Source organism: Paenibacillus sp. Marseille-Q9583 (assembly GCF_976954365.1).
In genome coordinates this window covers 62,539-80,148 of sequence record NZ_CDRJTB010000025.1, presented here as the reverse complement: position 1 = coordinate 80,148, position 17,610 = coordinate 62,539, and the positions used below count along the sequence as shown (strand labels likewise).

Below are 17,610 nucleotides of genomic sequence, written 5' to 3'. Positions count from 1 at the left end.
TGTCGGTGTCGGTGTCGGTGTCGGTGTCGGTGTCGGTGTCGGTGTCGGTGTCGGTGTCGGTGTAGCTGTCGGTGTCGGTGTAGCTGTCGGTGTCGGCGTTACCGTTGGTGTCGGCGTTACCGTTGGTGTCGGCGTCACTGTAGGTGTTGGTGTTTCGGTTGGTGTAGAGGTTGGTGTCGGACCTCCATTACCAGAACTGCTCGAGGCTGAAGTTGCTACTGGCAGTGTCGTTTTACCGGTGTTTCCTTTTTTCACTGGCGAGCCGCCAATCGTTACTCCATCGGCTTTGTTATCTATTGAGATTACGCTTCCGCTGCCTTGAATCGCTGTGCCTCCAGCGCTCGCAGTCAGGATTAACGCGGCCACCTGTGCATTGTTCTCCAGCGTCAATTGCGTTGAGCTGCCCACCGTAAGACTGGCAACAGTTCCTGAGATTCTTAGCAAAGAACCGCTGACTGCTGAGTCTGCGGAGCGAACCGCTGCAAATATCCCTCGAAGTGAGATAATATGAGGAACGACGTTCATCTCAACATCCCCAAAGCCTGCTCCCGTAAGATCGCTACTCTCTTCCAAGATAGCTCCGGATTGCAGCTGTACAGTACCCACAGCTGTTGACCCGCTGGCATAAATTCGAACCTTACCGTTAGGTTTGGCTACTTGAAGCAGCCCAAGAGAAGTATTGTGTAAGCCAATACTCTGCTCACCGCCACCTCGTACAAACGTAGTCCCTGTTACCTTTACACCTTCAAGCTTCGCATTCCCTTCGGCAATTCCCTCCGTTAAATACAGATTGCCTTGAATGACAGTATCTTTGAGAACCACATCGGCATGATTAATGACTACATTGCCCTTTACTGTTCCAAGCGAAGTCTCACCCGTTTTTAAGATGAGTCCCGAAACCATTCGATCAGCAAGCTGAGCAAGCTCTGCACGTGTAATTCCGCCCTCAGGCTTAAACAAACCTCCAGGATAACCTTTAATAAAGCCAGCACCCGATAGAGCTGCTATCGCTTTCGCAGTTTCATCACTGACTCCGTTCAGATCAGTGAATGCTGCTGTACTACTTTTACCCGTATTGAAACGAAACACTTTCTCTAAGGATAACGCCGCCTCAGCACGCGAAAGCGCATGTGAAGGATAAATATTGTTATTCTTATCACTGCTTAAATATCCGGCTGCAATACCTTTGGCAATATCACTCTTATACCAGTCTGTAGCCAGCACATCCGCTGGAAGCTTATCCGATTGCTCCTGATAATTAAATATACGATTCATAATAGCCGCGAACTCTGCCTTTGTGACTTCCTTACCCGGTCGAAACGACCCATCGTCATATCCACTTATAATCCCATTTGCGCTCCAACGCTGTAATGGACCTGCAGCCCAATGGCTTGGAGATACATCCGTAAACGCTTTCAATACATCGATTGTTTCATTTTCCACTTTCGTTGCCGCTGAATCAGGTGAGTTTCCCTTTAATGGCTCTGCCGCTGAAGCATTCATGCTCCCAACCGGTGATAGCAGCCCGGTGACAAGGAGCATAGCAGCTATTGCTGCCGTGAAATTCCTCTTCATCCTAAACATCACTCCTCGAATTTCGTAATATTCGTAATTCAAGCGAAGAATCGAAATCGGTTTCGACAATGTTATTGTTGCTTAGATTTCCATATTTGTAAAGATATAATTTTGAATTTTTTTACATTATTTTTTCGGAATATATCTCAGTATTAAAATATCCGTTTGACTTGTTTCGGCAATAAGAATAGACTTAAAATAACTGTTTTACTCTTCACTCCATTCAAAAAAACTCATAAATAACCGCTCTACTACAGTCTTTCCCCCATATTCCAACTATTAAGCGGAGGGTGGCTTATACTACATATGAATATCAAAATGATTGCCGAAATGGCAGGCGTTTCTGTCTCGACCGTTTCGAAAATTATGAATAATTACAGCGATGTTTCGGAAAAGACCAAGAAAAGAGTCCTGGAGATCATCGAGCAAACTGGATATTCACCATCCAACTCCGCCAAGACACTTGCAACCAAAAAATCGAATCTGATCGGTGTGATTTTTGCGGGTGAGCTTAATGTAGAATTTACGCACCCTTTTTTCGTTGAGGTATTAAACTCCTTCAAGAAACAAATGGGTGTACTGGGATACGATCTCATCTTCTTTTCAAACGAAAAATTCATTAGCAGTGGAGATTACTTCGCGCGCGCTGTTCATTTTAATGTGGATGGCTGTGTCATTATATCTGGACAGAAGATGGAGCCAACGATCCACGATCTGGACATGAGCAGTATCCCTTGTATCGGGGTAGATCTCGAACTAAAAGGGAAGAAGTCAGGCTTTGTTATGTCAGATAACTTCCAAATATCCTCTAAGGTCGTAGAGCATTTTTACCTTCTTGGTTATAGGGAGCTTGGTTTTATAGGAAGTGCCGCGGATTCAGAAATATCCAATCTACGGGAAGCAGGATATACCAAAGCTATCGAAAGTTTCGGTCTCCCTTTGAACCGGCGTTGGTTTGTACATGGCGACGATTTCTTTGAGTCCAGCGGGTATACGGCTATGCAACAATTAATTCAAAGCGGCAGTTTACCAAAGGCCATTTTTGCTGCCTCTGATTTGCTGGCTTTAGGAGCCATCCGTGCATTAAAAGAACATGACCTCCGGGTCCCTGAGGATATCGCCATCATCGGCTGTGATGATATCGAAGCCTGTAAATATACTACACCAAGACTGTCTACCATCCGTCAGAACAAACAACGACTTGGTATCCTCGCTGCCCATATGCTCTATGACTTGATTAACAATCAGTCAGGTGGCGGTTCATTTGTTGTGGAGCCAGTGCTTGTTGTGCGCGAGTCCTGCGGAAGCCAATTGAAATTTTAAGGTATAACATGAATAAATCCCCTCAAAGTTTACAACGCCTCAGACCTCGATAAGATGTCTAAGGCATTGTCTAACTTGAGGGGATTTTTCATGTAGGGAACTTACAATTTCATTTTAGAATTTCGCAAGTAGATTTGAAATACTCTGAGCGGCCTCGGCACGGGTTGTCATCGATTGCGGAAGGAAGTTACCATCCTGATGACCCGTCAGAAGCTTAGCTTCTAGCGCACCTTGTACATAGGTTACTGCCCAAGAACTAACTTTAGAACTGTCATTAGTCCCATGGAATGAGCTTGCTTCCGGCTTAACACCCGTACGATATGCATAGGCTCTTACCAGCATAGCTGCCATTTCCTCGCGGGTAATCTGTTGATTAGGGTCAAAACGATCCTCGGATACGCCTTGAATAATACCTGCTTCAAAGGTTGCATTGACCGCCTCTTCGTACCACGATCCAGCGATTACATCTTGGAATGAAGTCGGGCGACTCGCAGTTAAGGAAAGCGCTCTGCTGATGAGAGCTGCATATTCTGCTCTTGTGATGGAACCCGATGGGTTAAACATAGCGTCAGATTGTCCCTTCACAATTTGTTTAGCAGATAGTTCCTGAATAGTCTTGTATGCCCAGTGACTTTCAGGAACATCTCGATAGCTGCTTTGGAACGAAAGAACAACGTATTGGCTAAAATGATTCAAATCTACGGTAAGACTGGTTTTGGATGGATTCATCGTCCCCCCTAGATAGGTAAAGCTACCATTTTCCTCAATACGATAAATACCCGCTAGAACTGGATTTGTTCCATTCAGAATCGGTAGTGTTATCTTCACGGGTACAGGGAATTGCTTCAATGAATATTTATTACCGAACTCATCTGACATGAGTAATGAGAAGTCCATAATGTCACTAACCCGTGAATACGGTGGAGTTATTGTAAGTTGATTCGATTGAATGGCTTCCATCTTCAAAAGTATTGTTGCTGTCTTCGCAGTTGATGGCAGAAGCTTACGAAGCTCATTCAATACTTTGGAGGACATAACGGCACGAACCCCATTCATTTGAATCTCTAGATCCCTATTGCCGATCTGATCGAGTTGATCGATCGGAATCATAACTTGATTCTTATCCGCTTGAAGCTGCAAAATGATGTTTCCTTCAGCACTCTTCGTTAAGAGTTCCTCTGGGATAACAACCGCCCCTGCAGGCAGCTCCGGCTTCACCACCACTGGCGGCGTAACGCTGGATCCTGGGTTCTCCCCACCCGTTGGTGGTGTTGTCGAGGTATCATTTTCGCGCATAACAGAAACAGTGTAAATCTGTTTGGTTCCATCTTGAGCTGTCACAGTTACGGTGATCATATTAGTGCCGACATGTAAATCTCCACTGCCTGTTATCGATACAGTAGCCATAGGATCCGCTGCTGTATAGGTTACTCGCGTAACGGTTGTTGAGTAAGGTACAGTCAGTTCGTAGTTGTATTGCCCAGAGGCAAATCCACGAATTGTAGTTCCATTAACGCGAAGATCTACCAGATCTGCATTGCTTGAAGACTCCGCTTCAGGCTGACGCGTAATGATGATCGTATAATTATTTAGTAATCCGTCTTGAGCTGTCACGGTAACCTTCACGACGTTCCTACCAACCTCAAGGGCTCCACTACCCGTAATCTTAACTACGCTAGTCGGATCGTATGCCGTATAGGTAATATCCGTTACCGACGTACTATAGGGAACCGTTACGTTATAGTTCAACGTACTAGGTGCAAAAGCTGGCAGAGTTTCCCCATTCATTCGTAGATCGGACAGCAGAATTTGGTTAGGTAAGGATTCTGACTCACGGATGACGATAATGGTATACACATTCGAGCTGCCGTCTGGAGCTTGGACATGCACTTCCACCAGATTCTCGCCTACTTGCAGAGATTTACCACCTATGACATGAACGCTTAGCAAAGGATCTGCTACCTTATAAGTGACCTCTGCGACCGAAACATTATTCGGTACACGAATCGCATAGTTCATTTGATCCGGTGTGAAGCCGATCAACGATTGACCGTTTACCTGAAGATCTACTAGTGTTGCCTGAGAGATCTGTACTTCTTTAGTTGCAGTGGTCAAATTCGGCATCGTTTCATGCCCTTTCGCATCTGCAATCATCGCTTGCGTAATTTGTACAGCAGTAGCCTTTTCTTGTGGTGATACTCGTAGCTTAAGAATCGGAGCATCTGCTTGGATGCCATTCGTTGAGGTTAGAATGATTCTTGTCATTCCATTAACCGTCTCTTTGCGCACAATCTTAACGCCAGGTTGAGCCGGTTCAATCGATGAGAAGATGAGACTGCTGGAGTCTACATTCAAATCGATGGCTGTCACATCTGAAGTCGCATTGTTGATTGATACTTCATAACCGTTAACCTTTTGTGTAGCAGCATCAACTAATTTTGTGAATCGCAAGTCCGCAGCACCCGATTGTTTCTGTTCGGTTTGAGGTATGAACATACCGTCAATGACATGAGAATCTCCAATGGATGGGTTCAGGCCAAGTGCAGTTAGAACTGTTGCAGCCAAATCTCTTGTATTCCCACCTTGCAATAATTTTTCCTTCCCGTCTTCGGTGGCTACTGTTCTACCATTCGCCGCGAAGAAGATTGTGGTGGCAAGGGGCTCATCTTGCCCATGACTTGTTGCCATACCCAAAGTTCCGTCTGCATTCTCTTTACCCCCACCATGGTCAGGCAGCATGAGGATGAGCGTGTCTTCCAACAAATTATTGTTCTTTAAAGCATCATAGATGGTCTTAATGTTCTTATCCGTCTTCTTTATTTGCTCATAATACGACTTCGTATAGAATCCATCACCATGGCCCGCCCCATCCATATCATCCAATTGGAAGAAAATTAACGAGGTATCTTTCGCTTTGCCGCTAGCTGCGTATTGCGTGAACGCCGCTACATCAGCTTCATCTCCTAGGGAATAGCCTTCGACACCAACTGAAGGTTCAATATGCCCCTGAACGATGTTGCTCCAGGTGGAGAATACCGTTTGTTTAGTAGCAGGCAATGCCTCCCTAATTTTTTTGAATACCGTTGGGTAGTCCCATGATTCACTGTACGTGTAGGCTGCGGTATCGTCATTATATAGACCATGCTTCTCATAACCAACACCATTAATCATCGAACCCCAGTTTGGAGATGAGCTGGAAGGTAAAGTAGTTTTAGCCGTATAGCTAATAGCTCCATGCTCGATAATGTTCCGAATGGCTGGAATTTGCAGGCGATCGCCTACCTTTTCTTTCTTGGAGCTAGGCGTCTCCCAATAAGGAGCATCCTTGGAGACCGCTACACCCCCACCATCAATCCCGATGACAACTACACGTTTATAGGGTTGGTAGTGGGCTTGGGCTGCCATATCTGCCAGCTCTTCATCCGAAATGCCTTGCGCAAGTGCAAGGTCACCTATCGTAACATAACCATCTGCATTAAGATCTTCGGAAGCTTTAGCATGGATCTGAATAACGGCAGGCGCCGATTCAAATGCCTTAATCGTTAGTTTTGTTGATCCAGTATAGAAATTCGCATGCTTAACTTCAATGATGCCTTGGCCGGAAGTACCAAGCGTATTGAACTTGAGCTCCGAGATTCTGGACTTTGCATACTCCAGCGGATTCTCGATGTTATAGACATTACCTCCTGGCAGTTCTAGTCTAACGATACCAGGGGTCGAATCGTCTGTCTTCGTTGCGCGAGATGCGCTGACAAATTCGAACTGTTCTGGATCATAAGCTATCTCAACGACAGCTTTGTCCACTTTAGTCGTCATATCAGGTGTACGCAGATCTAGATTATATCGGAATTGCGTACCTTGAACCGTGTGCTTAGCTCCGATCAGATTTAATGAGCCTGAAAAATCCTCAATGGAAGCAAGCGGCGGAGCACTGTTATACATATTAGAAACTTCCTGGGCGGTTAATGTTCTTCCATACATATGAAGCTCATCAAGCTGTACTTGCAGCGCATTGCTGTAATTGCCTGTACCATCATTTCCGATCATGGTTGACAATCCTGTATCCAGCGTACCCGTTCGACCTGCAATGGTCATGGTGCTTGCTATACCCTGATAGTTCGTGCCATTAACTTTGGTCACTTTTACAGGAACACCATCTTTATAAAAATCAACTCGCCCTGAAGAACGATCATGCGATATGGCGATATGATGCCAGGTGCCGTCTACAACATTTGGAATTTGGGCATCTGCACGCGATTCGCCGGATGTATTAAAGTTCCATTGGAGTGCACTTCCCTTCAGCGCTAAGGCATAACCTACATTTGCACCGGAATCCCAATTTTTGTTGGATAGAATTGCAGGGTCTCCTGAGACAGAAGGCGATTTAACCCAAAATGCGAACGAGAAGTTCTTGTCCTTACCGAATTGCAGACTTGTTGGCTTGCCAAGATCAACATATTGCAGCGCTGAGCTCTTGGAATCGATACTCAAGGCTTGTCCGACGCGACCCTTCACGAACTGTGGATCTTTAACCGATGTTGCCGGTATAGCATTTACAGATTGATCCTCTAAATTATTCTCGAAGGACATCTGTAGAAGTGTATCCGCAGAGAGCACTGAGCTTCCAGTAAAATCGATTTCACTCATACTGGTGAATAAAGCGGTTGGGTTATAGGTGCTCGTGACAACAAATTTCACATATCTACCTTGTATCGCTTTATCCAAAATATTGAAGTCTTGATAGCTCGTGCCTTTCCAGGTTTTCTGGAATGTGCCGATCGCTTTATTCGCCGGATTGCTCAGGTACGCCGGATCGGTCAAATCCGATAATTGATCCGAGGCGTAGAGTTCAAAATCCTTTGGAAATTCCAGAGCCGTCTGACTTAAGCGGCTAGTGCGCCCAATACCAGTTAAGTTCTTACTAGCCTTCATGTCGATAATCACCCAATGTGGAAATGAAGCTGCAGGCTCCTGCCATTTGGAATGCCAAATCGTAGCGGTATCGTTATCTAGGATGTTCGCAGCATTGGCATTTTCATTGTCCGCATAAGAACTAAAGGAGTTGATAGTGAATGCGTTCTTAGGAATAAAGGAATATATTGCTGACTGTTGTATTTTTTTATAGACCCACTGAAGCTCGACATAAGCAAGGTCAATTTCGGTTGGGCTATTACTTGCCGCTAGTTGTCTGGCTTTCTGAAGTTGGTTCGCAAGCTCGTCTAGCTGGTCTTTCGGGTAAGATACACCACTGACTTTATCGCTGTTCTTTTGGAAGGATGCAGCGTCATGAATTAATGTGGTGAGCTGTTCAAAGGTAAAGAGCTGAACACCCTTATAGGAATCCGACAATGCTTTGTTTTCCGTGGCTGTGAGCGATCTCTTCCAGATTCTCAGATCATCTATGGTAATCGTTGCTCCGCCATTTCCTTTGTTGCCATCCACACCAATCAGCGTATTAAAGGTTGTATCTACACTTTGAGTACCAAGCGAGGCAATACTCCCCGATGCCTTCTCCGTCCCATCTACATAAACTTTTGCTAAGTTGTTTGTTCTGTCCGCTGTAATGGTAAAGAGATGCCACTCCGTTCCTACACTTGATGCTGTAATATCCGCTCTTTTCGTTCCATCACTAATATTTAAGGTCATACCATTGGTGGAGGCAGGTCCAATAAACCAACCTAGATTACCGCCACTATTCCAGTTTTTATTGGAAAGGATAGTCTGATCCCCGGAAAGATTGCCTTTGTGCCAGAAAGACACGGTGAAGCTTCCTGCTCCGAATTTCAAATCATCACGCTTACCCAAATCAATATAATTACTATTACCCGCTGCAATGAGCGCAGCTTTATTGGATTTACCATCGACATACGTTACATTGCCTGCTAGACTTGCAAGCCCTGTCACGTCTTTAGCTTCATCGGATTGGTTACCATCCAATCTCATATCGACAACTAGATCCTTCCACATGGTCGATGGATCAATTGGCGTCAGTTCAGGTGCTTCATCGCCGGCTGTGAACGATTGCTCTAGCGTTGCAGAGCGATTCCCGTAGGCATCAACAGCTGTCACTTGAACAATGTATGAAGTTTGAGGTGCAAGTCCTTCGAGTAGAATATTCATTGCATTCGGAACCGGAGAAAAGTAATAGTCAGAGAATACATTCACAGATTTGCTACTAACTCCAGACCTTTTATCGATAACATTGATTTCATAATGATGCATAGATTGATCATCTTTCGCTTGCTTAAAGGAAAGTAAAGGTACCGTATCCTGATTCGTTATGTCGAGTTCACTATTGAATACAGGAGCAACCTTATTACGGTTAGCCGTAGTGTACTTGAAATTGCTCTTAATTGCTTCATTCGTCGAGCCTTTTAGCTGAATGACCCACTTGTCTCCAGCAACTGTACCCGCACTGTTGAATGGAGGCTGCGGCTCGGCCGTCCATTTACCGTCTGTGTAGATATCTCCAGGATCTGCGTTAAACGCAATCCGATCCACTTCAACCCGATCCGCATATACCTCAACGAAGTCAGCCTGACTGACAGGAAATTCAAAACGTCCTTCAAGTCCCTTCTTAGTCACTTGGGAGTAACCGCGATCGGATTCAATGTAAGACATGGAGCCAAGGTTAACTGAAGTGAAATCCTTCTGGTAAATGGAGCGATCATCACTAATATTCAGATGGGAATGTCCGGAGAAGGTAATCACTTGAGGATAGTCTTTGAGATCCGCATAAAGATTAGGATTTGATGCCTGTTGCCCATCCATTACCGTATTCGATATAGGTTGGTGCACATTCACGAAGATGGGGGTATTCTGATTCTTCGGATCAGCTGTGAGCTCTGCAAGTCTACCCTTTAGCCAATTACGCTGACCTGTATCTGAGTTGTAGTTGTTCCCGTTTAAAAATAAGAAATGATAGCCACCGATTTCAGATTCATAATAGCCATTCGGCTGGCTTGTAAACCAGTCCGTGGGATAATGTTCGTTGACTTTAGCAACGGTGGAATCGTGGTTACCTATAGCCATTCGGATCTGGGTGTTATTCCACTGCTTTCTAGCTAAGTTTTGCTCAAAAATTTCCCGAACCATCGCATGGTCATTAGGCTTGTCGTTCCCATTGTCATTAATCATATCGCCAACGACGAGTATCGCATCCGGGTTCGGGAAAATCGACCCTATCGTATCAAAGAATTGGGTATAACGTGCATCTGCTGAAGCATGTGAGCCCACATGTACGTCTGACATCGCTACAAACTGGAGTAATGGCTTTTCTTTGGTCTTGATGATATAAGAGAAGGTTACTCCTTTACTTGCCACACCATTTTTGATCGCAATGGCTGACAAATTCGTTGTTTTGGAGATCGAGATCGGCCCGTTATATTTCAAACTATGAACATCCGGAAGCGTGCCGTCGAGTGTATAGTAAATGTCAGCATTCTGCGTTGCAGTTGTGAGGTGGATCGTCTGTGCTTCTTCATATCGGCCGGTGGGTACAGAAGTCGTTGGTTGATCTACAGATAGAATCTCAGATTCTTCAGCTGCAAACACAGGGGTGATATTCGGCATCGTAGAACAAATCACTGTGAGTGCCAGTAATAAAGCAACAAATTTCCTACCTTTTCTGAACAAAATCATCTCTCCCAAGCATTATTTTATAGTTTTGAATCACATGAAAACTCTCCATCAACAGATGAGCTAGCTACCCTTATCTCGGATATATTCGATAACTCCTCCTTTCTTCATCCCATTCAACCCATACTTTTTTTGGGTAGACTGGAGTCTGCTGTGTATATTGTAGGTATGGTTTATTTGCCTAGCATTAAATATCTGTAAAATTCAAAAGATGCATCCAAAGACTGTGATATGGGTCAAACCGCCTAACTCAATCCCAAAACATGCCTAATAAATAAATAACATCTGCATATCTTTAGCCAAATATGATCACAACAATAGCCTAATACATGCATAATATATGCCCAGAAATACTTTTAGTAATGAAACAAAAACGACCGTTCCTCGAAAAAATACCGAGAAACGGTCGTTGCTTTAACAATGTTTTATTATTTATGTTTACCTGAACAACTCACAATAAAGTCGGCTCCCCTACTTGCTCATCCAAGTTCAGCTCTACCAGTTGACCGGCCTGTGTCAGCCCCGCACCAAAGCCATACATCAGAATCTTTTGCCCGTTCTTTACTTTGCCTTCACGAATGCCCAAATCAAGAGCTAAGGGAATTGTTGCGGCAGAAGTATTGCCAAAATTCACAAGACTATGCAGCACTTGCTCCATCGGATAGTTCATACGCTCGCAAATCGGCTCAATCATTCTCATATTTGCGCTGTGTGGAATAAACCAATCGACTTGCTCCAGACCCACTTCTGCTTTTTCAAGCAGCTGCTGTACACCGAGAGGAACGGTTCTGACCGCCCAACGAAATACCTCGCGTCCGTTCTGTACGAGCATCTGTGTATCTACCAGTTCAATATTATTCACCGTATGGGCTAGACCCGTGCGATACACATGATGCGCGCCGCTGCCATCACTAGCTAGCTGAAAGCCTAAAAATCCCGTCGATTGCCTATCACTCTCCACAAGCACTGCACCGGCCCCATCACCAAAAAGGATACATGTACTGCGATCAGTATAATCTGTAATCTTGGAGATCGTATCCGCACCAATCACTAGAACCTTACGGTGCATCCCTGAAGCAACATAGCTATGAGCTGTATGAAGTGCATATACAAAACCCGCACAGGCTGCGCTCAAATCTATAGCTCCTGCAGTCTGCGGAATATTTAAGCGGTCTTGAATCAAAGAAGCTACTGAGGGAAAGGAAAAATCAGGTGTACTAGTAGCTACAAGGACCATATCCACATCCTCAACGTTTTTTCCATAACGTTTCATTAGATCCTGTACTGCCGATACACATAAATCGCTTGTGTATTCATCCTGCCGACTAATTCTGCGTTCACGAATTCCAGTCCGCCCAACAATCCACTCATTATCAGTATCCACCATCTGCTCAAGATCGGCATTCGTCAGTCTTTTTTCCGGGACATAAGTTCCGATAGCTGTAATTTTTGCACCTGTCATTCCAATCACCTCTTCATTTAGTATCTGATATTAGTACTTGGTACTAATTATAACTCTACACCTGCTATAAAGTAAAGAAAGCCGGTAAAGCAGCATGGCTTCCCGGCACTCACTATCAATACATATCTCGAACCACTTAAGCACGATTTACTTTACGGTGTTTTCTTTTTCTAACGAAAAATAGAATCGCAGCAATGATCACCACCACTAAGATGATTAACACGATCACAATATTCCATACATTTGGCACATAAACCTGCATTTTGATCGGCTCCGTATCCCCCAGGGTAACATTCCAGGTAAGTGTTCTGCCTTCATCAATAGCTGCATTATTATCACCAATTAGATCTATTGGCAACGTTAATTTAAAATCAAATGCAAAGTTTTTCAACACCGCCCGAATAATCGGCTTTGATAAACTCAATGTCCCCATGTTATCCATAATGGTATCCATATAACTATTAAATTGAGGCTGTGCCTCAACATCATACTTGGTATATAACAAATTCTTTTTAGTAACGAGCTGTAAATCCACAATATCCAGCCCCATAGAGGTTGAACCTATATCCTCAAATGAAGCGTAATTTTTCTGGATTTGATAGACTGTAGACTTACCTTCTTGTCTTTTCTCTAGTTGAATCCCTTCCTCCTTCAATTTGTCTGTTAGACTCTTCTCCATTTTATCGCTGATCAATGCTTCTGTTCGGGAATCCAATTTCACATTCATTGCTAAATCTACGCTCCGATTCTTATTCACCGTGACATGAACAGTGCCATTAGAACATCCCGATATTAGTATCATCATTAAGAGCAGTGTTAGGATCGTCAAGCCTTTCCATTTTAACGGCATTTTCCTCAAACCCTTCAGTAGTATGTATTCATAAAATAGCTACCCATGCTCTAAAGGCTAACTCATTTATATCATAGAATCAAATTCTATATGAATGAATAATCAAATTTCAGAACCATCAAACTTAAATTTTTATTCCCACAAAAAAGAGGCTAACCCTTAAGTAATTATTTACTCATTGGTAGCCTCTCTCCAAAAACATCACCCAACATCCACAGCTCGGTGGGCGATGGCGCAGCAGATGGGGATTGGTGTCGGCTTATAGAGTCCCGCTCATATAGTTAACGAAGTACTCCTTTTCCCTGATCCATGTAATGAGGCATTCCCTTCACTCAAACCGATATCCGCCTGACGGATAACTTTCCTCCCTCTCCAGCGCATTAGAACAAGCATCCCCCGCACAAATTCATCAGTAATCATACAGCAGTAGATCCCTGTGAGCCCCCAGCCTAAGCTGATTCCAAACCAGTAAGAACATCCCACTCCAATAATGGACATAGACACGATGGAAGTATACATCGTATAACGGGTATCGCCGATGGCGTTCAGCGCATTACCCATGCCCATATTCAGCATTTTGCAAGGTTGCAGTAGGAGATTTAGGGCCAGTAGGGAAATCCCAATCGCAATAATCCGCGGGTCGGAAGTGAAATAACCTAGTAGATTCCTGCCGAAAAGAAATAGCAGTAACATGTTCGCTGATACAATAGCCAAGCCGATATACAGCGTGCGATATGCACTACGATAAGCCTCCTTCAGCTTCCCTGCCCCGAACAAATGTGCAATCTGTATCTGTCCAGCCAGCGCGATCGCATACCCTAACGTGAAGCAAAAGGACTCTAAGGTATTGAGATAAGTCCGTGCGGCTAACGCTTCTGCACCCAGTGAGGCTAGAAAGGAATAGACAATCAACTGAGAGAACACCCAGCAGGAAGAATTAACCCCTAGAGGCCAAGCAATCCTTATAATTTCCTTGAATAGCTTGCCGTTGAATATACGGAAGTCCCTAAGTCTAATCTTAATCTCGAAGGAACCTCTAAACATGGTATACAGCATGATCACACCGACCAGTCTACTGATAATACTTGAGATTGCGATTCCCGCAAGCCCTAGCTGTGGCAGACCGAACATCCCGAATATAAAAGTATAGTTCAGAATAATGTGAATGACATTTATGATGACCCCTGTGTACATTGGTCCCCTGGTGTTCCCTGTATTACGAATCGCTGTTCCAAGGGAAGCAATCATCCCCACTAAAAACAGACCACCACCGACATAAGAGATATAGATATTGGACAGTGATAATAGCTCAGGCGATATATTTAGAATCCCCGCTATTGGACCCGCATAGAAGAACAGGATGATACTCACGACAATACCAAGAATGAGACTAACCGATACGCCCATAATTGCAATCGTACGCGCTTCGCTGAAACGTTTTGAACCCATTCTTTGCGCGATCAGGATCCCCGCCCCGCCCGCAAAGGTGGTAAAAAGTGTGGTCAACGCACCGAACAATTGATTGGAAATGCCGACTACGGCGACTGCATCGTCTGAAATACGGCTGACCATGAGCGTATCCACCGTACCTAGCAGGGTCTGTAGAAACACCTCTATAAATATAGGCCAAGCCAATACCCATAGTCCAAAGCCCTGTCTTTCTTTTTTCACTAAATAAACCTCCCCTTAAACCAAACATGCATACTGGACCTAAGAAACAGCATATTTTTTCTTTAGGTCAGACTAAATTATAGATGATATACTTTTGGTGATGGTACAGATTTCAAACTAATAATTTCACTATTTGAACCTCATAAAAGGAGATCTCTCCATGAACATTATTAATTTTACCGTCCCGCCAATGCCCTATTATATCGTAAGTGGATTGCACACCTTCTCACCAGGGCATTACCACATGAGCCGCCACAATATCAAGGTTTTTGACTTACTTGTAGTCAAGCAGGGCTGCCTATATATGAATGAAGGAGGTCGCACCTTTCAGGTACGTGCAGGTCAGGCACTGCTTCTTCGTCCAGATAGCCATCATTTCAGTACGGACAGCTGCAAGGAACACACCTCTTATTATTGGCTGCATTTTCAGACAGTGGGCGATTGGAATATTTCCGAGGCTACAGCTTCAACACCAGAGACAGAACACACCAGAGTGGAGAATCCTCTTCATTCAGACGAATTTAATATACGCACTTTTACCTTACAGCTGCCCCAATATACCTCTCTGCTGCAACCGTCCAAGATGGAAGAACTGCTCTCGCAGCTGAATCAACTAGCGCCTAATTCCCATTTGAGCGATACTCCATTTCAGCAGCAGCTGCTATTCCAAGAGGTTCTCCAGCAATTATCTGCCTCTCTGCGCCATGAGCGTCCCTCTCCCTCCAAAATATGTGCAGAGCAAGCTGCCTCCTACTTGCGTAGTCATTTCCGTGAGCGTATCACAGCACAGCAGCTAGGGGAGAACCTGAACTTTCATCCTGTATATATCGCTCGTTGCATGAAAAAGGAATACGGCTGTGCACCTATGGATTACCTTCTGCACTACCGAATTCAGCAGAGTAAGCTATTGCTAATGCAGACCAGTTACACGATTGCCCGGATCGCCGAGGAGGTCGGCTTCAATCAAGCGCCTTACTTCAGCTCCAGCTTCGTCCGCATTGAGGGAACCACTCCGCGGGAATTCCGCCAGCGCTTCTCCTAATTGCCCTTCAATTAAAAGAATCGCTCTTATGAAGAGCGATGTTAATTAACTACTCTATCAAAAAGGCAGACTACCGTATTTCTTGGTGGTCTGCCTTTTTGATAGAGATTTATGGATATCGACTTCCAGAGCGATTACTGTAACAACTTCAGCTTCTCTGAATATGCTGATTGGGCAGGTTCCCAATTTTTAAAGGTATGAAAAGGAGAAGCTCAAGGAGGAGATACAGAAGCATGTCGGATCATTATCATAGACCATTCAAAGGTGACGCTATCCTAAACAAACAAGGAAGAATAAGCAGTCCTATTAGAAAAAGAGAGTGTGCTGCACTATTAAAAATAGTCACAGAGCTTGCTACAGTGGTACCTCCCGCACTTACGAATCCCACTACACTTCATATTTCCAATCTTCAAAGAGTGTTAAGAGAGCTCATGGAATTCTTGCATGAGGCTAGGATATGCAGCCCTTTTAGAACGGAGCTTCTTTCTGTAGTAGAAATAACCATTGTATCTACTGAGGTCAGTCCCTTCTCCGTCGTGAGCGTGGGTACTAATCTTCAACAGTTGTTAGCCGAGTTATTATCTTTTGTCCTCGCCACGAAAATAGACTCTCATTGTAAAGATCAGTTGGTAATTCAAATCAGACATATTCAAGCTTCTATTTCACAAGCGCTCGGCTTACCTATTAAGGGTGCGACGGGGCCACAAGGTCCTCAGGGACCCCAGGGAACTCAAGGTCCTCAAGGAACCACTGGTGCAGGGCTGCAAGGTATTGTAGTCTTTAATCCGGCACAAAGCCCATTGTATCCAGCGGGTCAAGTAGTAACCTATAATGGCAGCACTTATATAGCTACTGTTGCCGGACCCAAAGGAACACCAGGTAGTTCGTCAGATTATTTGCTAATTGCTGGTGGAGCGACAGGCGCGACTGGGGCGCAAGGACCTCAAGGGCCTCAGGGACCTCAAGGACCTCAAGGACCTCAAGGACCTCAAGGAGCGCAAGGACCTCAAGGGGAATATGGTGTTGGTGGGACAGGCGCGACTGGTGCGACTGGTGCGCAAGGTATACAGGGACCTCCAGGTCCTGGAGCAGGGGCAACTGGGCCGACAGGCGCTACGGGTACTGCCGGGCTTGCTGGACCGACAGGCGCTACGGGTGCTGCTGGGCTTGCTGGGCCGACAGGCGCTACGGGTACCGCCGGGCTTGCTGGACCGACAGGCGCTACAGGTACCGCCGGGCTTGCTGGACCGACGGGGGCTACGGGTGCTGCTGGGCTTGCTGGGCCGACAGGCGCTACGGGTACCGCCGGGCTTGCTGGACCGACGGGGGCTACGGGTACTGCCGGGCTTGCTGGACCGACGGGGGCTACGGGTACTGCCGGGCTTGCTGGACCGACGGGGGCTACGGGTACTGCCGGGCTTGCTGGACCGACGGGGGCTACGGGTACTGCCGGGCTTGCTGGAGCTACGGGGGTTACCGGAGTTACTGGAGTTACTGGGGCAACCGGTGAGGGCGCAATCATTCCACTAGCATCTGGAGGACCTATTATTATGACCACGGTTTTAGGTGGTTTGGTTGGAACAACAAGCCTCATAGGCTTCGGAAATTCAGCTACTGGCATTTCTCTTGTTGGTGGAAATATTGATTTGACAGGTACTGTTCTTGGACCTCTTATCAACTTTGCCATGTCGGTTCCTCGTTCAGGAGTGATTACATCTATTGCTGCTTACTTCAGTAATACTATTGCTTTATCGCTTCTTGGTACTACGATAAATGTAACAGCGCAATTGTACCAATCGGCCACACCAAATAATACATTTACTCCTATTCCAGGCGCAATAGTACCACTTCCATCTATCACTGGTACTATTAATTTAGGAACTTTTGTCAGCGGAATTACGAATGGTATCAATTTTGCTGTAACACCGCAGACACGTCTTCTTATGGTATTCTCAGCCACTGCTACAGGTCTTACCCTTGTAAATACAGTCACTGGTTATGCAAGTGCAGGTTTTACTATTGTGTAATCACTAACACAAACAAAAGCAT

General features: G+C 45.1%; 8 protein-coding genes. 3 read left to right on the top strand and 5 right to left on the bottom strand.

Annotation, left to right across the window (positions count from 1 at the left end; translation table 11 throughout):
* Positions 1-1,575 (bottom strand): S-layer homology domain-containing protein (locus ACWNM1_RS13860; protein ID WP_449601370.1); only part of this gene is annotated, 1,575 nt, incomplete at its 3' end.
* Between the two features lie 306 nt (positions 1,576-1,881).
* Between ACWNM1_RS13860 and ACWNM1_RS13855 the strand changes: the two genes are divergently transcribed.
* Entirely contained in the window at positions 1,882-2,898 is a 1,017-nt protein-coding gene (locus ACWNM1_RS13855; protein ID WP_076285281.1) for a LacI family DNA-binding transcriptional regulator, read from the top strand.
* Between the two features lie 114 nt (positions 2,899-3,012).
* On the opposite strand, the gene ACWNM1_RS13850 is transcribed toward ACWNM1_RS13855, so the two are convergent.
* From ACWNM1_RS13850 to ACWNM1_RS13835, 4 genes are all read right to left on the bottom strand, one after another.
* On the bottom strand, positions 3,013-10,533 hold the full coding sequence (locus ACWNM1_RS13850; RefSeq protein WP_449601369.1) for an S-layer homology domain-containing protein: 7,521 nt from the start codon (positions 10,531-10,533) through the stop codon (positions 3,013-3,015).
* 454 nt (positions 10,534-10,987) lie between these two features.
* Positions 10,988-11,998 carry a beta-ketoacyl-ACP synthase 3 gene (locus tag ACWNM1_RS13845; RefSeq protein WP_449601368.1) on the bottom strand — a complete coding sequence of 337 codons (1,011 nt, stop codon included), beginning with the start codon at positions 11,996-11,998 and terminating at the stop codon, positions 10,988-10,990.
* 136 nt (positions 11,999-12,134) lie between these two features.
* Entirely contained in the window at positions 12,135-12,848 is a 714-nt protein-coding gene (locus ACWNM1_RS13840; protein ID WP_449601367.1) for a hypothetical protein, read from the bottom strand.
* 273 nt (positions 12,849-13,121) lie between these two features.
* A complete protein-coding gene (locus ACWNM1_RS13835) occupies positions 13,122-14,519 on the bottom strand; it encodes an MATE family efflux transporter (protein ID WP_449601366.1) in 1,398 nt (465 codons plus the stop codon).
* Positions 14,520-14,679: 160 nt separating this feature from the next.
* Here ACWNM1_RS13835 and ACWNM1_RS13830 point away from each other — a divergent pair, with 160 nt between their 5' ends.
* Entirely contained in the window at positions 14,680-15,561 is an 882-nt protein-coding gene (locus tag ACWNM1_RS13830) for an AraC family transcriptional regulator (RefSeq protein WP_449601365.1), read from the top strand.
* Between the two features lie 233 nt (positions 15,562-15,794).
* A complete protein-coding gene (locus ACWNM1_RS13825) occupies positions 15,795-17,588 on the top strand; it encodes an exosporium glycoprotein BclB-related protein (RefSeq protein WP_449601364.1) in 1,794 nt (597 codons plus the stop codon).
* Positions 17,589-17,610 lie beyond the last annotated feature (22 nt).